The sequence below is a fragment of the Slackia isoflavoniconvertens genome, assembly GCF_003725955.1.
Classification (GTDB): Bacteria; Actinomycetota; Coriobacteriia; order Coriobacteriales; family Eggerthellaceae; genus Slackia; species Slackia isoflavoniconvertens.
This window is the reverse complement of the sequence record NZ_QIBZ01000008.1, coordinates 41,601-65,088: the sequence shown is the minus strand read 5'-3', so window position 1 is coordinate 65,088 and position 23,488 is coordinate 41,601. Positions and strand designations below refer to the sequence as shown.

At 59.3% G+C, this 23,488-nt stretch carries 21 protein-coding genes and 1 tRNA gene; 11 read left to right on the top strand and 11 right to left on the bottom strand.

The genetic code is table 11. From position 1 onward, the window contains the following. Positions 1-5 precede the first annotated feature (5 nt). The 3 genes from DMP05_RS05725 to DMP05_RS05715 all read left to right on the top strand — a co-directional run bounded on the left by DMP05_RS05725 (position 6) and on the right by DMP05_RS05715 (position 3,353). Positions 6-947: a sulfite exporter TauE/SafE family protein gene (locus DMP05_RS05725; protein ID WP_123219554.1), complete on the top strand. Its 942-nt coding sequence runs from the start codon at positions 6-8 to the stop codon at positions 945-947. Positions 948-1,076: 129 nt separating this feature from the next. Next, entirely contained in the window at positions 1,077-2,372 is a 1,296-nt protein-coding gene (locus DMP05_RS05720; RefSeq protein WP_123219553.1) for a histidine kinase, read from the top strand. A 267-nt stretch (positions 2,373-2,639) separates the two neighbouring features. Beyond that, on the top strand, positions 2,640-3,353 hold the full coding sequence (locus DMP05_RS05715) for a LytR/AlgR family response regulator transcription factor (RefSeq protein WP_123219552.1): 714 nt from the start codon (positions 2,640-2,642) through the stop codon (positions 3,351-3,353). 57 nt (positions 3,354-3,410) lie between these two features. Here the strand turns inward: DMP05_RS05715 and DMP05_RS05710 are convergent, their stop codons facing one another. Then, entirely contained in the window at positions 3,411-4,952 is a 1,542-nt protein-coding gene (locus DMP05_RS05710) for a hypothetical protein (protein ID WP_123219551.1), read from the bottom strand. Positions 4,953-5,120: 168 nt separating this feature from the next. Between DMP05_RS05710 and DMP05_RS05705 the strand changes: the two genes are divergently transcribed. Both DMP05_RS05705 and panF read left to right on the top strand, forming a co-directional pair. Continuing rightward, positions 5,121-5,402 (top strand): YhdT family protein, encoded by a 282-nt coding sequence (locus tag DMP05_RS05705; RefSeq protein WP_244595066.1) that lies wholly within the window; start codon positions 5,121-5,123, stop codon positions 5,400-5,402. Next, a complete protein-coding gene (gene panF, locus DMP05_RS05700; RefSeq protein WP_123219550.1) occupies positions 5,389-6,906 on the top strand; it encodes a sodium/pantothenate symporter in 1,518 nt (505 codons plus the stop codon). The genes DMP05_RS05705 and panF overlap by 14 nt, the downstream gene beginning before the upstream one ends. A gap of 84 nt (positions 6,907-6,990) precedes the next feature. On the opposite strand, the gene DMP05_RS05695 is transcribed toward panF, so the two are convergent. The 7 genes from DMP05_RS05695 to DMP05_RS05665 all read right to left on the bottom strand — a co-directional run bounded on the left by DMP05_RS05695 (position 6,991) and on the right by DMP05_RS05665 (position 15,008). Beyond that, a complete protein-coding gene (locus DMP05_RS05695; protein ID WP_123219549.1) occupies positions 6,991-8,715 on the bottom strand; it encodes a glucose-6-phosphate isomerase in 1,725 nt (574 codons plus the stop codon). 255 nt (positions 8,716-8,970) lie between these two features. Beyond that, positions 8,971-9,996, bottom strand: coding sequence for a hydrogenase expression/formation protein HypE (gene hypE / locus DMP05_RS05690; protein WP_123219548.1), 1,026 nt, complete (start codon positions 9,994-9,996; stop codon positions 8,971-8,973). 380 nt (positions 9,997-10,376) lie between these two features. Next, entirely contained in the window at positions 10,377-11,456 is a 1,080-nt protein-coding gene (gene hypD / locus DMP05_RS05685) for a hydrogenase formation protein HypD (RefSeq protein WP_123219547.1), read from the bottom strand. A 9-nt stretch (positions 11,457-11,465) separates the two neighbouring features. Then, on the bottom strand, positions 11,466-11,714 hold the full coding sequence (locus DMP05_RS05680; protein ID WP_123219546.1) for a HypC/HybG/HupF family hydrogenase formation chaperone: 249 nt from the start codon (positions 11,712-11,714) through the stop codon (positions 11,466-11,468). Positions 11,715-11,729: 15 nt separating this feature from the next. After that, the gene (gene hypF, locus DMP05_RS05675; protein WP_123219545.1) at positions 11,730-14,216 is read right to left on the bottom strand and encodes a carbamoyltransferase HypF; all 2,487 of its coding nucleotides are present in this window, start codon (positions 14,214-14,216) and stop codon (positions 11,730-11,732) included. A gap of 15 nt (positions 14,217-14,231) precedes the next feature. Then, positions 14,232-14,750 (bottom strand): nickel-responsive transcriptional regulator NikR, encoded by a 519-nt coding sequence (gene nikR / locus DMP05_RS05670; protein WP_123219544.1) that lies wholly within the window; start codon positions 14,748-14,750, stop codon positions 14,232-14,234. A 3-nt stretch (positions 14,751-14,753) separates the two neighbouring features. Beyond that, positions 14,754-15,008: a dynein gamma chain protein gene (locus DMP05_RS05665; RefSeq protein WP_114615303.1), complete on the bottom strand. Its 255-nt coding sequence runs from the start codon at positions 15,006-15,008 to the stop codon at positions 14,754-14,756. Positions 15,009-15,314: 306 nt separating this feature from the next. Between DMP05_RS05665 and DMP05_RS05660 the strand changes: the two genes are divergently transcribed. After that, complete coding sequence (locus DMP05_RS05660) at positions 15,315-15,761, top strand: hypothetical protein (RefSeq protein ID WP_148039695.1); 447 nt, start codon at positions 15,315-15,317, stop codon at positions 15,759-15,761. A 1-nt stretch (position 15,762) separates the two neighbouring features. On the opposite strand, the gene DMP05_RS05655 is transcribed toward DMP05_RS05660, so the two are convergent. Beyond that, positions 15,763-16,119 carry a winged helix-turn-helix transcriptional regulator gene (locus DMP05_RS05655; RefSeq protein ID WP_114615305.1) on the bottom strand — a complete coding sequence of 119 codons (357 nt, stop codon included), beginning with the start codon at positions 16,117-16,119 and terminating at the stop codon, positions 15,763-15,765. A gap of 392 nt (positions 16,120-16,511) precedes the next feature. On the opposite strand from DMP05_RS05655, the gene DMP05_RS05650 reads away from it, so the two are divergent. Beyond that, the gene (locus DMP05_RS05650) at positions 16,512-16,700 is read left to right on the top strand and encodes a 4Fe-4S binding protein (protein ID WP_114615306.1); all 189 of its coding nucleotides are present in this window, start codon (positions 16,512-16,514) and stop codon (positions 16,698-16,700) included. Between the two features lie 340 nt (positions 16,701-17,040). Here DMP05_RS05650 and DMP05_RS05645 read toward each other — a convergent pair. Both DMP05_RS05645 and DMP05_RS05640 read right to left on the bottom strand, forming a co-directional pair. Next, a tRNA-Leu gene (locus DMP05_RS05645) sits at positions 17,041-17,127 on the bottom strand. Positions 17,128-17,343: 216 nt separating this feature from the next. Continuing rightward, the gene (locus DMP05_RS05640; protein ID WP_114615307.1) at positions 17,344-17,547 is read right to left on the bottom strand and encodes a DUF6724 family protein; all 204 of its coding nucleotides are present in this window, start codon (positions 17,545-17,547) and stop codon (positions 17,344-17,346) included. Positions 17,548-17,946: 399 nt separating this feature from the next. Here DMP05_RS05640 and DMP05_RS05635 point away from each other — a divergent pair, with 399 nt between their 5' ends. The 4 genes from DMP05_RS05635 to serS all read left to right on the top strand — a co-directional run bounded on the left by DMP05_RS05635 (position 17,947) and on the right by serS (position 23,340). Further along, positions 17,947-18,876: a hypothetical protein gene (locus DMP05_RS05635; RefSeq protein ID WP_123219542.1), complete on the top strand. Its 930-nt coding sequence runs from the start codon at positions 17,947-17,949 to the stop codon at positions 18,874-18,876. Then, the gene (locus DMP05_RS05630) at positions 18,873-20,897 is read left to right on the top strand and encodes a protein kinase domain-containing protein (RefSeq protein WP_123219541.1); all 2,025 of its coding nucleotides are present in this window, start codon (positions 18,873-18,875) and stop codon (positions 20,895-20,897) included. The genes DMP05_RS05635 and DMP05_RS05630 overlap by 4 nt, the downstream gene beginning before the upstream one ends. Continuing rightward, positions 20,890-21,834, top strand: a complete 945-nt coding sequence (locus tag DMP05_RS09970) for an FHA domain-containing protein (protein ID WP_211326863.1) — start codon at positions 20,890-20,892, stop codon at positions 21,832-21,834. Before DMP05_RS05630 ends, DMP05_RS09970 begins: the two co-directional genes overlap by 8 nt. Before the next feature lie 222 nt (positions 21,835-22,056). Beyond that, positions 22,057-23,340, top strand: coding sequence for a serine--tRNA ligase (gene serS, locus DMP05_RS05620; RefSeq protein WP_114615311.1), 1,284 nt, complete (start codon positions 22,057-22,059; stop codon positions 23,338-23,340). Positions 23,341-23,488: the final 148 nt, after the last annotated feature.

Sequence of the window (23,488 nt, the reverse complement as noted above, 5' to 3'; positions counted from 1 at the left end):
CATTCATGGTTTCGTTCTTCATCGCCGCGCTCGTTGGCGTGGGCGTCGGCGTGCTTTCAGGGCTTTTGGGTATTGGTGGCGGCACCGTTATGGTGCCCCTGTTCCGCCTGGCTTTTGGCATGGAGCCCATTGCCGCTACGGCGACTTCGCTGTTCACCATTGTGCCAACGTCGATTTCGGGTATGTGGAAGCATGCTAAAAACAAGACGTCCCTGCCGCGGGTGGGAATTGTGTGCGGCCTGACGGGCGCGTGCCTCTCGCCCGTTGGCGTGTGGGCCGCAAACGTGTCGCCGGGTTGGGCGATTATGGGCGCAGCTGCGGTTGTCGTGATGTACTCGTCGTTCACTATGCTGAAAAAGGCGCTGGCAGCGCCAAAGGGTGGCGCAGCGAAGGGAAGTCGCAAGGCGTGCGAGAAGAAGTCGACGACGAGCGACACGGCGGCGGTGGGCGCTGCTGTAGCGACGGGCGATGCGACAGCGGCAAGCCTTACGGCGACGGTACCTGTGGCGGCGGGCGGCTCGAGTGCCGCAGGGGCACAGGCCGCTCCTCTCGAGGCGCCGGCAATCAAGCTCATCCCCAAATACGTGGCGAAGGTGGCGCTCATCGGCGTTGTTGCCGGCTTCATGAGCGGATATGTGGGCGTGGGCGGCGGTTTCATTATGGTGCCGCTATTCGTGAGCATGCTCGGAATTCCCATGCGCTTGGCGTCGGGCACGTCGCTTACCGCGGTGTGTATTCTGGCGATTCCCGGCGTTATTGAGCAGGCTGTTTTGGGCAATATCGACTACATGGTCGGCGTTGCGATGATGATCGGTTCTATTCCTGGCGCGATTGTCGGCGCCAACTTGGTGAAGCGTGTGCCCGAGCGTGCGTTGCGTTTTGCCTTTGCGCTATTTTTGCTGCTGATGGCCGTGCTTTTGGTCGTGAATGAAGCAAGCGTGATTTAGGGGAAGGCGATCGCGCCGACGCGTCGTGTGAATGTGGTGCATGGCGGCTCGGATCGATCTCCTTCTTCAAGAGACGTTCTTGAAATTCCGCCCAGCGGGCGGCGCTGCCCAACGTATGAAAGGAACCTCATGTCCAAACCACCTCGAAACATATATGCGCGCGTGCTCGATGTCGTGCTTGCGGCGATATGCGTGCTCTCGGCCGCGGTGCTTGCGTGCGCGATGGCCTGGCCCGAAACGGTGGGCAATTTGAACGTGGTCGCGGGTATTTCGTTCACCATTTCCGTGGCACTGCTCATCTATTCGCGCCTTAATCCCGATACGGTGCGTGCTCGTCAGTCCGATACGATTCTTAAAATCGCGTCGCAAACGCTTGCGTGCTTCCAAGAGGGTTTCGACATTCCCACGGCGCAGAAGGTGTGCCATTTGCTGCTGCCCGCCATTGGGGCGCAGGCTGTGGCGATTACCGATCGTGAATCGATTTTGGGTTATGCTGGAGACGACGAAGAAATCAGCCCAGGCGGCGCGCCCATTCGCACAAAGGCTACGCATGCCACGCTTGAAGACGGCAAGCTGCGTGTGCTGGGCACACCGCAAGAGATTGGATTCCCCGATAGCATCAAAGGCCTGCGAGCCGGCATTATCGTGCCGCTTACGCGAGGCGACGCCATTATTGGCACGCTGAAGTTTTACTATCGCCGTTCGCGCGACATCACCGAAACGCAGGTGGCGCTCGCGGAGGGCTTGGGGCAGCTGCTTTCGACGCAGATTGCCGCCGTTGAGCTGGAACAACAAACCAAGCTTGCGACCACCATGGAGCTCAAGGCGCTCCAGAGTCAAATCAACCCGCACTTCCTGTTCAATACCATCAACACCATTGCGTCGCTCGTGCGCACCGACCCCGATCGCGCACGCATGCTGCTGCGCGAGTTCGCTGTGTTTTACCGTCGTACGCTTGAGAACTCCGACGATTTGCTTGAGCTGTCGCGGGAGGTCGAGCAGACGATGCGCTACTTTACGTTCGAAGTGGCGCGATTCGGCGAAGACCGCCTTGCCATGGACATCGATATCGAGCCGGGCCTTGAAAGCGTGATGGTGCCCGCGTTCATGGTGCAGCCGCTTGTGGAAAACGCCGTGCGCCACGCCATGCCGCAAGAAGGAAAGCTTGAGATTCATATTTTGGCGTACAGCGAAGGCGATGACTTGTATATCACCGTCTCCGACAACGGCGTGGGCATGGATGCCGAGCAGCGCCGCAAGCTTTTGCGTCCCGAAGCCTCGAAGGGCTTGGGCATCGCAATGAAGAACATCAACGAGCGCTTGCGCGGTTATTTCGGTACTGAGTCGCGCATGGAGGTTGATTCGACGCCAGGCAATGGCACCCGTGTGACCATGTTCATGAAAGACGGCTTGGTGGAAGACTAGCGTTATGGCGTTTTGTCGGCGACTGGTTTTCCTGAGCTGGCGAAAGGTATGAATTTCCTGATGAACGGCATTATTCATTGGCGATATCTATAGCTTGCGTGAAGTGGGGCTAAAGGTGTGCCATTCTAGGGTTTCCATGCTTTTAAACATCGCGAATTTGGGCTACTATTCGTATACGGGCATCGCTCGCCGACGGTTTTACGCCGTTGGCATGGGGCGCTTGAGTCCGCCTTCCTTATACGAACTTTCCAGTTATTGGGGGATGCTGTGCTGAACGCGATTATCGTTGACGACGAAGCTCCTGCTCGTTCCGAGCTGCGTTACTTGCTGGGCGAAGTCGGTGGGGTCGAAGTGCTCGCCGAAGCCGCAAGCGTGCGCGAGGCTATTGAGAAAATGCAGAGCTACCCCGTGGATGTGCTGTTCCTCGATGTGAGCATGCCTGAGGTCAATGGCATTCAGTTCGCCGAGGCCCTGCAGCGTTTGAAGAATCCTCCGGCGGTCATTTTCGTTACCGCCTATAGCGAGCATGCACTCGAAGGCTTCAAAGTGAATGCCGTCGATTATTTGGTGAAGCCGGTCGAAACCGATCGCCTGCAGCAGGCCGTGAATCGCGCGAGCGAGTACATTACGCTGCATGTGAAGGCCAGCCAGTCGGAGCGCATTCCTGTCGAAAAGGGCGGCAAGAAGATTCTCATCCCCATCGACAGCATTCGTTTCGTCATGGCGCGCGACGATTACGCGTACCTGCAAACCGACAACGACCGCTACTTCTCCACCGTGTCGCTCGCTCAGCTCGAAAAGCGCCTCGATGGCCACGGTTTCTTCCGTGTGCATCGCGGCTACTTGGTGAACCTTTCGCATGTCGAAGAGGTCGAGCCCGTTCCCGGCGGTACGCTGCTTTTGTCGCTGAATGCAACCGACGAGAAAATCCCTGTTTCTCGCCGCCGCGTTTCCTCGCTGAAAAAGGCGTTGGGGCTGTAGAGTGCAGCAAAAATGAACTTCGAAAGGCTCGCCTTGGCGAGCCTTTTTTCATATGCGCTATCCTTCTTGTCGCTCGATATGCTTACGGGCTTTTGCAATGTCGCGCTTAATGTCGGCGGCCGTTCGCAGCCTGCGCGCCACATCAACGCCCGCGGCCCGCTCTATTTCGTCGGTTATGGGACTTCGGTAGCTGAACAAAAACCAATTTTCGGCCAGGTGGCTGCCTTCCATGCGCAAAAGCGCATCGGCAACTTGGGCGGCGTTTCTGCTCCATCCCATATCGCTGCGAAGCAGGCGCAAGGCGAAGAATGCGGCGTAGCACATCAGAAAATGCGCGCGCATGTGTATGGCGTGGGCCACGGGATAGGGCGAAGGCGAGAAATCGGATTCAAGCAGCTGGAATGGCTCGGTGAGGCGCCACAGCTCGCGATAGATATGGAACAGCGTGCCGGCGGTGAGCTTCGTTTCGCTTGACGATATGCAAATATAGCCATCGAGGGCCAAATCTCGCGCCTCATCTTCGGCGCGGCCTTGTTTGCGGGCGATTTTCGCGTAGTCGCGGCCCCAGAGCACCGTGTCTTTGACGCGAATGCCCGCCGTCTCGTCGGTGCGCGATTTGACCTTGTAGCTGCCCGATTGCGTGGTGATGTAATCGGAGGCATCGGCGACCCATGCCTGAAGGTCGAAAGCGGCGGTTTCGAGTGGCCGGAAAAAGACGAACCCGTCGCCGCTTTCGGCGAGCGTCTCGGCGATTTCTCGCGCGTGGGGAGTGCGGCCCGCAACCACGATGACGCGTTTTGCGCCGAAATTGCCTTTCGCGCTCGCGACGAGCCCCGATACCTCATCGGCGCTCGGCGTGGCACTTGTAACATGGTAGGTCATGGGAATGCCCGTGCGGTCGAGCAGCATGCCAATGCCCATCGACAGCCCTTCGTCGCGATCAATTCCGCCCGCCGGTCGAGCGTTTGTCGCGTTCACATCGCCTGTGTCGGCCAGGGTGAACGAAGCAAGAACCAGCAGTACCGAATTGACCTGGTAGGGCTCACGAATTGCCTGGTAGGTTTTCGAGAGATGCGCCACCAACGCTCGCTCGTTGCGTGCGAAACACTGGAAGGCGGCGTACGTATCGGCCAAGGTGAAATCGCATGTGCGCGGGAATGAGGCGCGGCGTTGCCACGTCTCGCGCTTGGGGGCCACGTGAATCATGCGTTCGGATGCGAGCATCTCAAAAATGCGGCCCGCATGCGCGGGAAAGCCGACATGTCCCGCGCGATTTTCGAAGAAGCGCCGAACGCCTAGCGCATCGAGGTATGCGAGCGCGATGGCGCTTCCCCAGCGAGCTTGGGCAATATGGGTGTCATCGATGGTCGCGTCGCGCGGAAATGTGAAAGCGATGGGCGGGTTTTCGCTTTTCGCCCGTTCGTTGAGCTCGGCGACGTAGGCTTGGAAGTGGGCGATAGGGTCGGCGTATTGGCTTGTGAATTGGTCGACGTAGCCGATCGACTCGATGGTCTTTGTCTTCGTTTTCCCGCCTTCTCGGTAGTTCTGCACAACCGAAAGGTATACGCGCTCGCCGCGCTTCGTTTTCTTCAAGTGCATAGCACACCTCCTGAGTGTAAGTATAGCCTTGCCGCTCGTTTGGAATACCCCGCTTACCCCCGCATAATGCCGATGGATAAGGAAAAATCGTTTATGCAGGTCGGCGGCGCGTACAATATGCGCGTTATCGTTCGCGGCGCGTGTGCGCCCGAAGGAGAGGAGTTATTTGTGCTGCCGGAAAAGAAGCAGTGGACCTATCGCGAGAAAATGGCGCAAGCCAATCGCGAGGCGAAGGCGACCGTGGTCGCGCTCGTGATTGTTGTGGTGGTGTGGATAGCGGCAGGCTTCGGCCTTTCCGCGTTCGATGTGGAAGTATTCGGAACGCCTATTTGGGTGTTCGGCGGAACGCTTGGCACATGGATCGCCGCCATCGTGGCGGCTGTGGTACTGGGCCGCCGGGTATTCGCCGATTTCGATTTGAATGAGGAGGAGCGCGATGCAAACAACTAGTATTGCGGGCCTGCTTCCCGTGCTCATTTTCCTCGTACTTGCTCTCGGGCTCGCGATTGCGGCGCGTCGCCGCTCGCGTGCTGCGGGCGAAGGCGGATTCGTGAAGGAATACTTCATCGGCAACCGCACGCTTGGCGGTTTTGTACTGGCCATGACTACCATTGCCACCTATGGCTCGGTGAGCTCGTTTGTGGGCGGCCCCGGCCAGGCGTGGCAAACCGGCTTTGGTTGGGTGTACATGGCGGCCGTGCAGGTAACGACGCTGTTTTTGCTCTACGGCATTATGGGCAAGAAGATGGCGCTTGTTTCGCGTAAGCTTGGGGCGGTCACGGTGATCGATGTGATTCGTGCCCGCTTCCGCAGCAATGCGTTGGCGAATGCTGCGGCTCTGATTATCGTACTGTTCTTTGCGGCAACTATGGTTGCCCAGTTCGTGGGCGGCGCGAAGCTGTTTGAAGCCGTGACGGGGTATTCGTATTTTGTTGGCTTGGCCATTTTCGGCGTTGCTGTGATTATTTTCACGACCGTGGGCGGTTTCCGCGGCGTAGCCGTAACCGACGCGTTGTGCGGCATCGCTATGCTCGTGGGCATCGTGGTGCTTGCGGCCGGCATTCTTATTGCGGGCGGCGGCTGGGAAAACATCATGGGCACCATTCGCACGAACCATCCGCAGATGCTCGAGCCCCTTTCGGGCGGCACCATGCCCGTGTCGTTGTACTTCACGCAGTGGCTGCTCGTCGGCATTTTCACGTTCGCGCTGCCCCAATCGGTGGTGCGCTGCATGGGCTACAAAGATACGAAGAGCCTGCGCGGCGCGATGATTGGCGGCACCATTATTATCGGCGCCATGATGATTGGCGTTACCACGCTTGGCGTGCTTTCCGCGGGCGTGCTTACGGGGGACTTGGCCTCGTATGGTGGAAGCGTTGACAATATTATTCCGCGCACCATTGTGGAAACCCTGCCGCCATGGCTTGCCGGCGTTGCGATTGTCGGCCCTGTTGCCGCATCGATTTCTACCGTGTCTTCGCTGCTCATCGCCTCGTCCTCGGCCATTATCAAAGACTTGTGGCTGCATTATGCAGACGATAGGGGCCAGCAGGTAAGCGATGCCGTCATGGCGCGCTCGAGCCAGATTATTACCCTGGGCGTGGGCGTTATCGTATTCGTGCTTGCCGTGGTTCCGCCGAGCGTTATTTGGAAGATCAACATGTTCGCGTTCGGCGGTCTTGAAACGGCATTTTGCTGGGTTCTTGTGGGTGCGCTCTTCTTCAAGCGAGCGAACAAGGTGGGCGCGATTGCGTCGATGGTGGGCGGCACGGCTGTCTATTGCCTGTGCATGTCGCTTGGCTTCAAGCTGTTCGGCCTGCACCAAATCGTGATTGGCATCACCGTGTCGCTTCTGTGCATGGTGATTGGCTCATGGGTCGGCAATCGTCGCGCAAATGCCGCCGACGCGGCCGCAGACGCCGAGATGCGCGAAGTGTTCTTCCCCGAGGCGTAAGAGGGGCCTGGCTCATAATCCTCCCAAAAAGAAGAGCCCGCAGTTCAATTGAGCTGCGGGCTCGTTTCGTTTCGTGGGGTGCGCCTATTCGGCCGCGCGCTCTCGCTCGATTTCGTCGAGAACCTTCATGACGGCATCGCCCAAGGCACGAATTGTCACGCCGGAATTGTCGGGTAGGTGCAGGTGCATGCAGCGGCGGCCGCGCTCAATAAGAATCGAGAGGTCGGCGGCGGCCTGCGTGCGTGCGAGCATTCCCAGGCTTTCGGGCTCAACGTGGCGCAGCGGGATGTCTTTCAATTCGTCGGCGGAAACCATGAGGAATACGCCGTTGTTGGTGCCGCCTTTTTGCAGCTGGCCCGTGGAATGCAGGTAGCGAGGGCCAATCTCGAGGCAGCTTACGACGCCGAGCTTGTCGGCGACACCGTGGCGAATAACCTCAAGCGCTTCGCGGCGTCCTTCGCCGTCGAAAGGCAAGAACGCGTTGAGCGCGAAGTAGTCGCCCGGCTTAATCGACGCGAATAGATTGCGCAAAGCGCCCATAAGCGTATCCGATTTGATGCACGGTGCGATGGTGACCTCGGCCTCGCCCATGTTCACGTTGCCGATGAAATTCTCGGTGAAATCGGGTTTCGGGCAGCCTTCTGCGAGGAACTTCAGCGCGGCGGCCTTGGTGGAGGCAACGTCGGGCTGGTCAAACGGGCAGCGCTTCATAAGATAGCCGCACATGGCCGTTGCGTATTCCCACATCACGAAGTGCTCGGCCAAATCGAGCACGCTGTCGATGCGGAAGGAAAGGCGCGGAATAGCCGAATCGAGGTAGGCGAGGCTCATGTCGAAATTCTTGCGCTCGTCCCACAGGTCGGTTTTGGTTTGGTAGGTGATGACGCTGCGGTCTTTCGGGTCTTCGACAAGAAGCAGCGTGTCGAGCTCGATGTTCGGCAGGATCCCCACGCCCTGCTTGCCGAGGCTTTCGGCGACGAGCTGCTCGATCCAAAGGCCGAGCACGCGCCCGCGCTTCGGCGTGAGGAAGCTGAATTTGTCGCGGCCGTTCAAGTAGTTGTCGTACAGGAAGCTTGCCAGCGTGATGGCGGGGTTGTCGATAGAGTTTTCGCTGCACACGCGCTCGGCATCTTTGGCGTGGCCCAAAAAACCGCCCAGGTCGATGCCGACGAGTGCGGCGGGCACCAAGCCGAATACCGAAAGCGCGCTGAAGCGGCCGCCAACGGTAGGCTCGCCAAGGAAGCATGCGCGCCAGCCTTCGTCGTGGGCGCGCTTCTCCAAGTCGCTGCCGGGGTCGGTGATAGCGACCAGATGGGACGGGATTTTCTCGGTTTTCAGGTACATCTCAAAGTGATCAAGCACGGCGTCGAGTACGCTGCGCATCTCGATGGTGCCGCCCGATTTGCTGGAAACGAGCACGAGCGTGCGTTCCAGATCGAGGCCGGCTAGGATCGAGCGCACGCGAACGGGCGATACGGAGTCGAGCACCTTGAAGTCGAGCGCGTTGCGGTCGACTTTGTTGTATTTGGTGATGGTCATGGGAGCCTGAGTGGAGCCGCCCTGACCAATAAGCAAAACGGTCTTGAAGCCTTCGGCGATGATGCCTTCTGCGAAAGCCTGGATTTTTTTATAAGGATAGGGCGGCTGGCTCGCAAGCGTTGCCCAGCCGGTGTAGTTCTTTGCGCATTCGGCGGCAGCTTCGTCGAAATCGTAGAGACTTTCATCCTTGGCGTGAAGGCGGCTGGCGACTTTGTCGCGAACCAGAATCTTAGCCGAGGGGTAGAGCTTCTCGGTGTCGTTGATGAGCATGGTTCCTCTTTCTCGCAATTATTATGCGAATGCGGGGAGCAATCTGGTACGGGTGTTGCCGAAATCTCCCCTTCACGAAGCAGGCGCACAGAAAACGCGCGCCTGAGTCATATCTTCGTTGTTGGGGTATTGTACCGAAATCAGGCCTCAACTGGAAATTATCACCTGTTCAATGTGGAGGCGACGTGATGGAGGGGCGGATGCGGCCGCAAAAAATGGGGGCAGGAGGATGTTCCCTGCCCCCATTGCGGGTAATTAACAAATGCGCGGAAGCTGTTCACCCACGAGCATATCGAGAATGCGGCGCGAGCCGAAGCCCGTTTCCAGGAAAACCTTTGGACCGCGGGTCTCGTCGGCTTCTTCGACGCGGCCGATAATGGCGGCATCGGCGCCGTATTTGTTGGCCTTCATGGCGGCAAGCGCCGCTTCGGTCTGCTCGGCGGGCACGATGCAAACCATTTTGCCTTCGTTGGCAACCTGGAACACGTCGTAGCCGAGCATGTCGCACGCGCCACGTACCACATTTTTCACGGGAACGTCGTCTTCCGAGACCACCATATCAACGCCGCTTTGCGCGCCCAGCTCGTTGAGCGTCGAGGCCAGGCCGCCGCGAGTGGGGTCGCGGAAGCAGCGCGTATCGGGGGCGGCGGCGAGCACGTCGGCAATAAGGCCGTTCAGAGGGGCGGCGTCGCTTTCGATGGGGGCGTTGAACGAGAGGTTCTCGCGTTGGCTCATGATGCAAATGCCGTGATCCCCCAGCGTGCCGGAAAGCAGAATGGCGTCTCCCGGCTTGCAGTTCGCGCCGGAAAGCTCGACGCCGGCCGGCACCAGGCCCACGCCTGCCGTGTTGATGTAAATGCCGTCGCCGTGTCCGCGATTCACGACCTTCGTGTCGCCCGTTACTACATGCACGCCAGCCTCGGCAGCGACTTCGCGAATCGTTTCGCAAATGCGGCGCAGGTCATCCATGGGGAAGCCCTCTTCGAGAACCATGGCGACCGAGAGGTATTTCACCTTGGCGCCGCTTGTGGCAACGTCGTTCACTGTGCCGCAAACGGCCAGGCGGCCGATGTTGCCGCCGGGAAAGAAATGCGGCGTGACCACGAACGTGTCGGTGGAAAACGCCAGGCGCTCGCCGGGGGCGGGGGCGGGCAGGAGCGCCGCGTCGTTGCCCTGGGCAAGTTCTTCAGAGCCATAGGTCGCGGCGAACACGTCGTCGATGATGCGCTTCATCATGGTTCCGCCGGAGCCATGACCCAAAAGAACGGTTTCGTCAGCCATTATGAAAACTCCCTTCGTCGGGTGATGAGTGTGGACCCATCCAGTAATAGCGGGATTCGCTCAAATTCGTCAGCTTTATAGCTTGACGCATTGGAATGAATCTTCAAACGGCAGAAATGCCCGATGTTTCGTTTGCCTCGCCAAAAGGCGAAGCAAACGAAACAAGTATTCCCATCGTCCAGCGAACGAGGAAAGCGCCGCGTTTCCCTCGTTCGCTGGACGGTTTCGGGAGCGCCGGGCGGAGGGGGCCGATTTGGCATGCTCGGCTTCTCAATTTCTCCTAAAACGGGAAACCGGAGCGAGGCGCATAGGCCGCGAAGCGGCCGGTAGCCGAGCGGGCATGCCAAATCGGCCCCCTCCGCCCGGCGCGGACAACAACCCTAGTAATACCTGAAATATGCGGCGCAGGAGCCCTCGGAGCTCACCATGCAGGGTCCCACGGGGTTTTCCGGTGTGCAAACCTTGCGGAACAGCGGGCACTCGCTTGGCGCCATAATGCCGCGCAGGACATCGCCGCAGCGGCAACCCTTCGGCTCAATTGTGGGCTCTACCTCGACCTCATGCACGCGCATCGCATCGAAATCAGCGAACTCGTCGCGAATTCGGTAGCCGCTTCCCTCAATGGGGCCAAGGCCGCGCCATGTTGCGGTGCAGGTATCGAACACCTCGTTAATCGCGGCAAGCGCCACGGGGTTGCCTTCGGGCATGACGCCGCGCGCGTATGCGTTCTCGATTTCGGCGCGCCCTTCGTGCAACTGGCGCATGATCATGGCTATGCCCTCGAGTACGTCAAGCGGCTCGAACCCGGTGATAACGCCAGGGATGTGGTATTTCTCGGCCAAAAACTGGTAAGGCTTCATTCCGATGATGGTGCTTACGTGCCCCGGCAAAATGAGGGCGTTAACCTTCAGCTCGGGGTCGCCCATGAGCACGTCGAGCGCACCGGGCATGTTCTTGTGCGCAGCATACACGCTGAAATTGGCGAGTCCCATCGCCTTGGCGCGTTTGATCGCCATGGCAACGAGCGGCGTGGTGGTTTCAAAGCCGACGCCTACGAAAATGACGGGACGCGTGGGGTTTTCCTTGGCGACCGTCAGTGCGTCGAGGGGCGAATACACAATGCGAATGTCGCGTCCCGCGGCCTGTTCCTTAAGGAGCGAACTCGTGGAGCCAGGTACGCGCGTCATGTCTCCGAAGGTGGTGATAATCACGTTCGGAACGCGAGAGAGTGCAATAACCGTATCGATGTCGTGGTTGCTCGTCACGCATACGGGGCAGCCCGGACCGCTTGCAAGGCGGCAGCCTTCGGGCATGAGCGAACGAATGCCGTTTCGGGCAATGGCGACGGTGTGCGTTCCGCATACTTCCATAAGGGTCGCATGCTCGGGCGCGAGGGCTTGGATGCTTTCGATGAGCCCGCGTGCAAGCACGGGGTCTTTGAAACTGTTTTGGTCAACCATGGCTGTCACCTACACCGCGGGCGCGGGTTGCACGTCTTCGGCGAATTCGGGGAATTGGCGAATAAGGTCGAGCGTTTCGTTCGCGGCCTGTTCGCTTACCACCTCAATCGCGAATCCCGCATGCACCAACACGTAGTCGCCTACGGTTGCCTGCGGAGTAAGGTCGATGGAAATGGAGCGCGTGACGCCCAAAATGTCGACGGTGGCCATGTTGCCCTCGTCGAGCTCGGTGATTTTTGCGGGAATCGCAAGGCACATACTGGGTTCCTCCCTCTATTTCTGCGCATCTGCCCCAGCGTGGCGCGCTGCGGCGATGACGGCTTGTCCGAATGAAACGCCGCCGTCGTTGCACGGCAACTCTTTATTGAGCGCAACGGTGAAGCCGGCGGCTTCGAGCGCGGCGAGCGTGTGCTCGAGCAGGTAGCGGTTCATGAATACACCGCCCGAAAGCGCCACGGTGGAAATGCCGTAGGCCGCGTTTGCCACCAGGCATGCCTGCATAATGGTCTCGACCATGGCGTCGTGGAACTTGCGGGCGATGGCCGACGTCGCCACGCCTGCCGCCATGTCGTCGAGCATGCTCGCGAATACGGGCTGGGCGTCGAGCAGAATGACGCTCGTGTCGTGCGCGGTGCTGTCGGGGTTGGCGCAATTCTTGGAGACGCCCATATGGTAGGCGTCGCCTGCGGCTTCGGGGTCGACAATTCGCTTTCGGCCCAACGAGGCGTCGCTTATGGCCGCTTCCAGCAGCACAGCGGCTTCGCCCTCGTAGGCGGGGTGCTCGCATACGCCTAAAAGCGCGCTCGCGGCGTCGAACAGTCGGCCGACGCTTGAAGTGCGCGGGCAATTCAGGTCGCGTTCAATCATGTGGTCGCACACGTGGGCGGCATCGCCGAGCGCCTCAATCGCGGGGATGGCTGCGGGGTGATCGAGCAAGTCGAATTCGTGCAGCGCCCCATAGGCCATACGCAGTGGGTTTTTCACCGCCGCCGCGCCGCCTGGCATGGGGAGGTAGGCGAAGTTCGCGAACCTCTCGAAATCGGTTCGATTCGCGAGCAGAACCTCGCCGCCCCAAATGCGCCCGTCGTAACCGTAGCCCGTGCCATCGAAGGCAACGCCAATGGTCGCCTCGTCGAGGCCGCATTCGGCCATGGCACTTACGATGTGCGCGTGATGGTGCTGGATTTTCTCAAGGGACAGATCTTCGCCTGCGTCGGCTGCGCGGCGATGGGCCTCTTCGGCCCATTTCGACGAGAGGCATTCGGGATGCATGTCGGCCACAAGGCTTTCGGGCGCGGCTTGGAACAGGCTTTCGAAATGCTTTTTTGCCGAAAGCCACGCGTCGAACGTCTCGGCATTTTCCATATCGCCAATATGCTGGCTCACGAACGCCTCGTCGCCGCGCAGCAGGCAGAACGTATTCTTTTGCTCGGGGCCTGCGGCGAACAGCACGCGTTTTGTTCGTCTGCTGGTTTGGTCGCCCTTCTTCGCAAGAGAAATTGGCATGGGTGCGAACCCGCGCGCGCGGCGCACCATTTGCACGGCGTCTCCGGCGCTCCCCGCCGAAATCACGCGCACGACCGAATCGTCGAAGCGGCAACGAATGGGGCGATTGTTGCCCAGAAACGCGTCAGCGATGCTTGCGAGCTGGGAGCGCGCCTCGTCATCGGTCATGCAAATGGGCTCATCGTGCAGATTGCCCGACGTCATGACGAGCGGTCCGCCGAACGCGGCAAGCAGCAGGTGCTGCACCGGCGTATACGGCAGCATAACCCCCAGTTCGGGAAGATGGTCGGCGAGGCCCGCCGCGAATTTCGCGTCGTCGCGCTTCTTCAAGAGCACGATGGGTCGCTGCGTGCCTGTGAGCAAGCGGCGTTCGGCATCGTTGACCTGACAGGTTTCACGCACGTCGTCGAGTGTGCGATACATAACCGCGAATGCTTTGCCTTCGCGGCGCTTGCGGCGGCGCAGCTCGGCGAGGGCTTCGGGGTTGCGCGCATCGCATGCTAAATGGAAGCCGCCAAGGCCCTTCACGGCAACAATGGCCCCTTCATGCAAAAGTTCGGCCGCGCGCGCGAAAATCGCATCGCTGGTCTGAAGGGTGCTGCCCCACAACGTTCCGTCTTCGTCAATATCGGCGCCGTTAAAGGCTTCGTTCGTCGCGGGGGTTTCCGTAAAGCCCTTTTCCCACCAGGAGATATGAGGGCCGCATTCGAAGCATGCGTCGGGCTGTGCGTGGAAACGTCTGTCGGCCGGGTTGCGATATTCGGCGTCGCACGCTTCGCACATGGGAAAGCCCGCCATGGAAGTTTTCGCGCGATCATAAGGGAGGCTGTCGATAATAGTGAAGCGCGGTCCGCAATTCGTGCAATTGATGAATGGGTAATGGAAGCGGCGGTTGTGCGGGTCGAACAGCTCGGCCACGCATTCGTCGCATGTTGCCAAGTCGGGCGATACCAGGGTGGTCGCGTCGGCTTCGGCTTCGTCTGAATAGCGAATCTCGAAATTGGAGAACCCCTCGAGCGGGGCTTCTTTCATATTGATTTCGTCCACGCGCGAGGCGGCCGGCGCATTGCTATTGATTTCCATAACCAATGCGTCGATGTCTTCGGGCTCGCCTTCCGCGTGCACGAAGACGCCCGCGGTGGCGTTGAGCACCCAACCGCAGATGTTGTGGCGCAGCGCGGCGTTGAAGACGAACGGGCGAAAGCCTACGCCTTGAACGACGCCGTGAACTTCTATGTCGAGGGCTTCTCTCATGGATGCTCCTTGGGGCTAGTGCGTGTGGCTATGGCCGTGGGTATGCGGATGGTCGTGCGCGTAAGCGCGCGCAGCATTCACGGCGTCGGTGCCCGGCGTGGGCTGATTGTCGTAGATGCCATGTCCCGTCGAGGTCATGGTGAGATGCCCGTGCGTCACGCCCTTTGTGCCCAGGATAATATTTGAGATGGTTTGAATCAGGCCGCTTTCGCCGCGCAGGATAATGACTTCCATGCAGGTTTCGGCATCGAGATGCACATGCATGCTCGAAACAATTTGCTCGAAGAACTCGTGCTGGATGCCGTCGAGTTTGTCGCGTACGTCTCCCGTGTGATGGTTGAACACGATGGTGAGCGTGCCCATGACCTCTTCGCCGGGCATGGAGCATTCTTCGTCGATGAGCGCGTCGCGCACCAGGTCGCGAATGACCTCGCTGCGGTTTTTCGCCAGGCCGCGTCGCGCGACCAGGGCATCGAAGCGAACCAAGAGGCTCTCGGGCATTGCAACCGAGAACCTCATAAGGTCTTGAGCCATGATTTACACCAGTTTGACGGTTACGCCGCTGGCTTTTTCGGCGTCGTCTTCCAGAGCTTCTTTGGCGTCGTCGAGTAGCGCGCGAATGTCGTCGAGGGCGCTCATGGCCGCGTGGAGCTTCTCTCCAGCGGTTTCGAAGCCCGCGTCTTCTGCCTGGTGGGCCAGGTTGTGAGCCCAGCGGCGCTCCAGCTTGATGTGGTCGTCGATCTGCTCGATCATTTGCTCGAACTGGCCGGTGTTAATGCCGTTGGTGCACATGGTGGCTCCTCTCGCTGCGCCTCGCAGGCAACGCTTTGGCCTCGCTGGCCGGTGGTCGTTGGGGCAGGCGCAAAAAAAATGGTGATGGGCGCGATGGGCGCTCATCCGTACGGTTTTCGGCGGGCGTGCGCCTTCGGGCGTTGCGCTGTCGTTCGCGATTGGAAGTGCGGCGACTGGGCGCGTTGCCTTTCGGGCGGGCTGCTCCGTCGAAGTTTCCCTGAAGAGGGTTTTGCTGTTTGGCCTCTCGGGTTTGGGGCTATTATGGTCCTGCGCGTGGTGCATTGAAAGCAAGAAAAGGGGATAGGTGTGAAAAAACCAGCGAAAAGTAACATGTATCTCGATGCGAAGTTCGAGCAGCTCGCGGAATACGATGCGGCTATTGCGGGCGACGTGGATGCCGATGCGTGCATCGTTGGTTTTGGCGAATTGCCTGACCAGGTGTTTTCCGCGCTTCGTGCGGCATGCGCGGGTATTGGCATGCCAGACCCCGTGATAGTGGACGTGTCGCTTGTCGGCGAACCCGCGCATGCGACGTTTGTGGTGGAGGCGCTTGACCCGGCGGCGATTATCGTGGCCGATGGGATTGCCGCGGCTATGCTTTCCGATGGCTACCACGCAAAGCTGCCGCTCAACGCTGCGACGCGCTTGCTGGGGCGCCCGTTTGTGGCGTTCGAATCGTTTCAGGGCGATTTATCTGACGACGAGTTGAAACAGCGCGACTGGGCGCTCATCAAAACGCTGAAACGTGCGTAACTTAGTTCTGCTTGTAGGTGGCTTCTTCTTCAATAATGAGTTCGGCCATGTGCGCCTCGCCCCAGACGCGCATGGCGTCGATGACAGGCTCGAGGCTGCGGCCGCGATCGGTGAGCGTATATTCGACGCGCGGCGGCACTTCGGCGAACACTTCACGCTTGAGCAGGCCGTCTTCTTCCATGGCGCGCAAATTTGAGGTGAGCACTTTTTGGGAGATGCTGCCGATAGATTTCTTCAGCTCGCCAAAGCGTTTCGTGCCGGTAAGAAGGTCGCGAAGAATGAGGACTTTCCATTTGTCAGACATGAAGGAAAGCGTTGCTTCGACGGGAGATGAAGTTCTAGACAGCTTAGTGGCCATGCGCCATGGGTCCTTTCGCTCGTGCGGTGTTTAAGGTGTGTGTAAGCGAAACTTATGAAATTGTGTGCGGTTGCTGATTGCACGGTGGTTAGTATCCCACAGAAACCTGATTACCGCAAATAATTCATAGGGTTTCCTATGGAAAAAAACGAGCAATTCTAAAATGCAATTTGTTGCACAAGGCTATCTTCTGAATGCGTGACGTGGGGTTTTGCTAACGCGTTGCAAAAAGGTTGGAACCGTTCAACGCCATTTCCGAATTTCTTCTTGCAAACGCTGCAAGTCATGGTATTTTGCGGTCAGTGATTTGAGCCGGCGGGGTGCCGGTTTGAGTTTTTGTCAGTGTTGATTTTCAGCGTTGAAGCTGAGTACACAAGTGAGAGGAGCACACAATGGCTCATCCTGTGCTTGAAACCGAAGAGTGCATTGGCTGCGGCATTTGCGTTGACGCCTGCCCGCAGGACGTTTTGGAGATTGCCGGCGGCGTTGTCGTCGTTGAGAACGAAGATGCATGCATCGCCTGCGGCGACTGCGTCGAGGAATGCCCCATGGGCTGCATCACCGAGATCAGCGAAGACTAATTCAGATTTTGGTTGCCTTTGAAGGCCCCGCGTTCGTGATGAGCGCGGGGCCTTCGTGCGTTTTTGAGCTGAAAGACCGATTTCGGGCCGAAGGATGATTCTCTTGGTTTGCGCCTGCGGGGCGGAGTTTGCGAGATGAAGGCGGCTTGGTCTTGTGGAATAAGGTCTGTGCCATTTTCGGTATTGGCGCAGATGGCGCTCGTTTTTCTGTGGAACCTTGTTCGAAGCGCGCTCGCGCTAAAGGTCGCTTTGTTTGAAGCGACGTTGGGTCCAAAGACTGTGCCGCATATTCGATGAAATAAAAAAGACCAGGAGCGAACTCCTGGCCTCAAGTTTTAAGTGGTGCGGGTGAAAGGACTTGAACCTTCATGGGGTTGCCCCCATACGGACCTGAACCGTACGCGTCTGCCAATTCCGCCACACCCGCATGGCTTCTTGCGAAGCGAGTTAGTACTATATCCGAAGCGATTCATGGATGCAAGCACCTTTTTCGAAAAAAGCGAGATTTTTGGTTTCGGCGCTATGGGGGGCTGCTTTTTGGGGCGCTCGTTTTCGCGGGCGTTATCTTCAAAATAAAAATGCCGACACGAGGCCGGCATTTCTTTCGACGGTTGGGGCCTGAGGTGCCCGGTTGGTTCGGCGACTACTCGTCCTCGTCGTCATCGTCATCGAAGAAGGTGAAATCGTCATCATCGTCTTCGACCTCGCCGCGATCTTTGAACGCTTGGCGGGTGCGCCACTCCATAATCACGCACACCAAAACCGAAATCACGAGGCCCGCAAGCACCAGAATGCCCACGCCAGCGAATGACTCGAAGAAAAAGTGGTACAGCGACTCTATGCTCATGACGATCTTCCTAAGTTTTAGATGAATAATTGCGCCTTGGCGCATCTGCGATTCTAAACGATTGTGCGCAGAAGTTGGGCGAGACTTGTTCATATTGCAGAGAACCAAACAACCTCGCGGGACGGGGTGCGCGTGCGGGGGAATTACGCGCTTGTGGCGCGTAGCGTGTTTTTTGGCGCATGCGGGCCGTTTTGCGCGGGTGCGCTTGCGTTTTCGTCGGGAGCTTGGCGGATGGCTTGGCGGGCTCGTGCGCGGTCGCGTTCGTGCACTTCGGCGGTCGGTCGCCGGCGGATTGAGGGGGCCGTTAACGAGCGTGCGCCCGAAGACTGCGGGGCTTTGCGGTACTATAAGCGGTTATTGGTGAAGCAAATGCGTCGCGAAGGGAAAGGTTGGTGGGTTTTGAAGAGACTGGGCGGTGAGATTGAGGTATCGAACCCCCGCAAGCGGGTGAAGCTTGCGCCGGCCGCTGCGTCGCTCGTGACATTTTCTTTTGCGCTTTTGCTTTCAAGTTCGCTGTTGTATGCGGCGCTCTTCCCTGGCTTTTCCATGCCGAGCTCGTATGCGTCTTTTCATGCCGAGAAGAGCAACGCCGCATCGCCTGAGGGCATTATTCGCGCGCTCGCCGGTGGTGGCTCGAGCGAGGTTTCTTCCGTTGACGGGAATGGGTCCTCTTCCGACGTTTCGGCCTCTTCTGCGCTTACGTTCTCGAGTTTTTTCGCTTCCGCGATTCAATCGACCGAGGCGACCGTCTCGAAGACTGAATCCGTCAAAACACAAAACCCTTCATCGGACAATCTCTCTTCGGGTGGGGCGTCGGGCGGTTCTGACCAATCGGACCCGTCGGGCGGAAGCCCTGCTGGCTCAGAAGATTCGGGCGGCGCTGCTAGCGGATCGGGCGGCGGCGCGACGGCGTCGGGTCTTACGGCCGCCGAAGAAAATGAGTTTCACGCGTTTCTCGTTGATCGGTTCAATCAATGCGTGCAGCTTTCTGGTAGCCTGCGCGAGTCTTCGGGGCATTTGCAATACGATGCCGACTTGGGCGATTTCGGGGATGCCGCGCAATGGTATTCCGACATGCTTATTTACGACAACTCAATTGACTCCATGAAGGCAGAGCTCAACAGAAAGATTCTCGTGGCCGAGCGTTCTTGCTATCGCAATTTTTGGAGCGAGATTCAGTGCATGGTGAACGATTTGGGCACCATGTCGGCCGCGCTCGTGAATCAGTGGGGAATCGCAAAGCAGTCGGGCTCGGCGAGCGCTGTGGATACCTCGGCGACCTATGCGAGTTACCGCGCGCATGAAGATAGGGCGAGGAGCTTGGCATGAGTGGTTGGCTTTCGGGGCCGCGCGACTCGCGGCCATTGGGGCATTCTGCGATCGATGGGGGCGGTGACCCTTTCAGCGGCGCTCGGGTAGTGAGCGTTGCGCACTTCGAGCCAGCTGCCGGCATGCAGGGCGAAGCGCTCGATTCGTACAAGCGCCGTTTCGGCACGCTCTTCGTTGACGAATCTACACGCCGTCGCGGCGGCATTGGGTCGGTTGTGTGCGCGACCAATGTGTTTGGCGAGCAGTTCGCGCTAAAAACGCTCGTTATACCCGAGCGCGATGAGCGTGCGAGCGAGGCTGAATACGAACGGTATGAAGCAGGTTTGAAAACCGCGTTTCGTCAGGAATTCGAGTGCCACAAGGCAGTTTCGGGCCTCAAGGGATTTCCTCATTTGTATGGGATGGGCGAGGTCGCGGGCATGCCTGCCATCGTCATGGAATGGGTGTGCGGCGAAACGCTCGTGCATGTATGCGACGCCCTTGCGGTTGACGGGGCTGGCCGCATGCCTACGCTTGTGGCTGCTCAAATCGGCCGCGACGTGTTTGATTTGCTCGCACACCTTGATTTCCTTGAAGGTGGCTTTGTCCATCGCGACATCTCGCTCGCCAATGTGATGGTTCGCACGTCACGTCTTTCTCTTGCCGAACAGGTTGAGGAAGGCTTTTTCGACGTGTGCCTTATCGATTTCGGGTCGTCGACGCCGGAGGAGATGCGGGGCTCGTCGTTTACGAGGGCCAGTTCTCTTACTCGCAAGGCGACGGCCGATTTTGCACCGCCCGAGATGCTTACGGAGGATATCGCGGGAATCGATGCGCTGCGCAAATCGCCCAAAATCGATGTGTATGCGACGGCGAGCGTGGTATACCGGCTCGCCTGCGGGCGTGCGCCGTTCGACCTGGAGGCAGAAGCCGCGCAGTCTGCGGCCGGCTCGGGCGATGCGACCGATTCGAGAGGCGAAAAAGGTTCGGGAAAAAATGCCGAAGCAACGAAACGCGCGTTCTCTCCGTATCGCGTAAAAACCGAGGCCGCTCCTGCCCGCCCCGTGTTCGCACATGCCGCGGCGGCCGATATCGCCGCCGTGGTTCTCTGCGAGCCGGAGGTGGACAAGGCTCTTCGTCGCGCATACTCGAATGCGGCGCAAGCCCCGAGTGTCGACGAAGTGCGCGATGTGCTCGCGTTTGTCGATGACCAGCTCGCTTCCGTGCTTTTGGCTTGTCTTTCCGCCGATCAGGGAAAGCGCCCCACGGCGCATGAGGCCTTCAATGCGTTTTCGGCATTTTGCGGTCACTATTTGGAAAACGTTGTGCTTTCGTTTCGGGGCGAACCGCTGATTCCATGCACGTTCGATGGTTCGGGCGCAGGATCGATGCGCGATATGTTTGCCGCGCGATTGGCGGTGCGTATCGCCGCGTGGGCGGCTTCGGTGGCAGTGCTCGTGGTTGTAGCCGTGTCGGCGGCGTATTCGGCGGACGGCATGGAGGCGAGCCTCCTTTTGCCCGGCATGCAATGGCAGGGGGCGCTTGAACCTTGGATGGTTGCCCTCGCATTGGCTGCGCCCGTTGTGCTCGGAGCCGTTTTTCGTGGCCCGAGCCTACATTCGCGAGCTGGCTTCATTCGGGCGAGTTTCGGTGTTGCGGCGGCGAGCGTGGTTGAGGGCTTCGTTTTGTCGAATGCGACGGTGGCTCCGTCGAGCGCGCATGCGAGTTTGGCGGCGGCCCTTTTTGCGGCCGCTGCTGCGGCATGGTGTCCGTTTGTGGCCGATTTCGCGTTGGCGGTAGTATATGGTCCCGCTCGTAAGAAAATGCGGGGAGCCTTGCCGGCGGGTGCGGCGCCTCGAGGCGTGTTTGGCGCTGCGGCAGTGGCGCTGGAAGAGCCCCAAGGCGATAGGGCGTGCGAAGACGTTTCGGCCGAGCAGGAAGTTTCGGCTGATCAGGAAGAAACGGCTGATCAGGAAGATTCGGCCAATCAGAAAGATTCGACTTTAGAAGACCCAAGGAAAGGAGGCGGCCAGAGTGAATAACAACCCTACGCCCTGCGGCGCCCTGTTTGACGTGATGAAAAAATACGCTAGCATCAGCTACAAAGAGCTTGCGGGCCTTATTCTGTCGAATCGCCCCCTTTCGGATGGTCGCAGCCCCATAAGCCGCGTCGGCGATAGAACGTGGATTTCGCGCTTCATCGTGCATGCGCCGGCGGGATCGCTGCAGGAGCGTTATTTCTGCGATTACGGCGTGGCGGCGCTTCGCGTCATGGCGCGCCTTCGTTCTCGCACCAATCGTCCCATGCGGGGCAGCGATGTGCTTGTTATGCTTCGTGACCAGGGAATTCCTGAAATGACAGCCGCTCTTTCGCGCATTGGCGAAGATGCGAGCGTCTTGCGTAACGTGTTCGACCGCCTGGTATGCGGGTCGGGCTATTCCGAGGACGAGCGGGCCGATGTGGCCATGGTGCTGTTCATCTCGGCCGGTTGCATGGGGAGCGCTCGCAAGGCGGCCGCGTTTGCGCTTGAGTATGCGCAAACCTCGCACGGGGGTAGGCTCGCGGCTACGCCCGCCATTATGATGCGCGATGATGACGCCGAAGATGCGCGTGAAATAGAGCCGCTTCCTTTGTCGCTCGGCCTTCTTCGCGTCGTTGACGGCTACGTGAAGGGCTCGCCCCATTGGGTCGATCCTGGCAGCAAAGAGATTGAAATTGGCGCGCTTGCCTTGGGCGATGGCGATATCGCCGACGTGGGAGCGGGTGCTTCGGCCCACCACGCGCGTCTCGTGCGCGAAGGTGCGGCCTGGTTTGTGCGCGACCTTGGCTCCACGAACGGCACGGAAATCGTGAGCGGCGCCACGGGCGAGCGCATGGTTGTGCACGAAGGCTCGACGTCGCGGCTGAGCGCGGGCGACCGCCTTGTCCTCGGAGACGATACGGTGTTCATCGTTATTGAGGGAGTGCCAGGGGCGTAAAGCAAATAAACAGAGAGGTGCTGTGCCTGGGCGCCCTTATGGCTGCTTTCGGCCCTCTCTTGTGCAACCTTCGCGCAGGTAGGGCGGCGCGTGGCATGAAGTGTGCGCGTTTGGGCTATACTTTGACGATATGTTTCTATTGCCCCTCGCGATGCGCGCGGGGCTCAAAGCCACCGAAGGCGGCGCTCCGCGCGCCGCAGCCACTTGAAGGAGTGCCAGGCCATGCTTGATATTCGCTATGTTCGCGATAACCAGGAAGCCGTTGCCCAGGCAATGGCGAACCGCAATTTCCCATGGGATGCCGAGCTGTTCGCGTCGCTCGACGAGCAGCGTCGCGAGGCTATCTCCGCCGAGGAAAGCCTGCAGGCCGAACGCAATGCCGCTTCTAAGGAAATCGGCAAGCTCATGGGCGCTGGCAAAAAGGAAGAGGCCGAAGCTGCCAAGGAGCAGGTTCGCCAGATCAACGAAAAGCTCGCCGAGGCAAGCGCCAAGCGCGAGAAAGTCGACGCCAAGCTCAATGACATTTTGGTGGGATCGCCGAACATTCCGTGCGATGCCACTCCGGTGGGCAAAGACGAAAGCGAAAACCCCGAGCGCCGTCGCTGGGGCACGCCGCGCGAGTTCGATTTCGATTTCAAGCCCCATTGGGATCTTGGCACCGATTTGGACATCCTCGATTTCGATCGAGGCAATAAGCTTTCAGGCAGCCGTTTCACGGTGCTCGGCGGTGCGGGCGCTCGTCTTGAGCGCGCGCTCATCAACTATTTCCTCGATACGCACACGTCCCGCGGTTTCAAAGAATGGTGGCCGCCTATCGTCGTGAAGCGTCAGACCATGTTCGGCACGGGCCAGCTTCCCAAGTTCGAAGACGACGCGTATCACGTTTCCGGCGACAACTTCCTTATTCCCACCGCTGAAGTCGTGCTTACCAACCTGCATGCGGGCGAAGTGCTCGATGCTGCCGATTTGCCGAAGTGGTACACCGCGTTCACGCCGTGCTTCCGCGAAGAGGCTGGCTCTGCCGGCCGCGACACGCGAGGCATCATTCGCCAACACGAGTTCGACAAGGTCGAGATGGTGAAGTTTGCCACGCCCGAAGATTCCGATGCCCAGCTCGAGAGCATGACCGCCGAAGCCGAATATCTGCTGCAGCAGCTCGAGCTGCCCTACCGCGTTATTTCGCTGTGCACGGGCGACCTGGGCTTTTCCGCGCGCCAGACCTACGACGTCGAGGTGTGGCTGCCCAGCTACAACGCATACAAAGAAATTTCCAGCTGTTCGAACTGCGGCGACTTCCAGGCGCGCCGCGCAAACATCAAGTATCGCGACCCCGCGAACTTCAAGGGCACGCGCTACGTTCACACGCTGAACGGCTCTGGTCTGCCCGCGGGCCGCACGATGGCCGCCATTCTGGAGAACTACCAGCAGGCCGACGGCTCTATCAAGGTGCCTGATGTGCTCGTTCCCTACATGGGCGGCATGGAATACATCAAGGCCGAAGCGTAAAAACGCAAAGGCATACGAATGACCGAACCCCTTCGCGATGACACACGGGGCGCTGCGGCGCCCCCACCGCCTCCTCCGCCGAAATACGCGCCGGAGTTGTCGAGCCCTGCGCCCAGTGAGGAACTTCGGCAGGAAAGTGGAAGCGCGC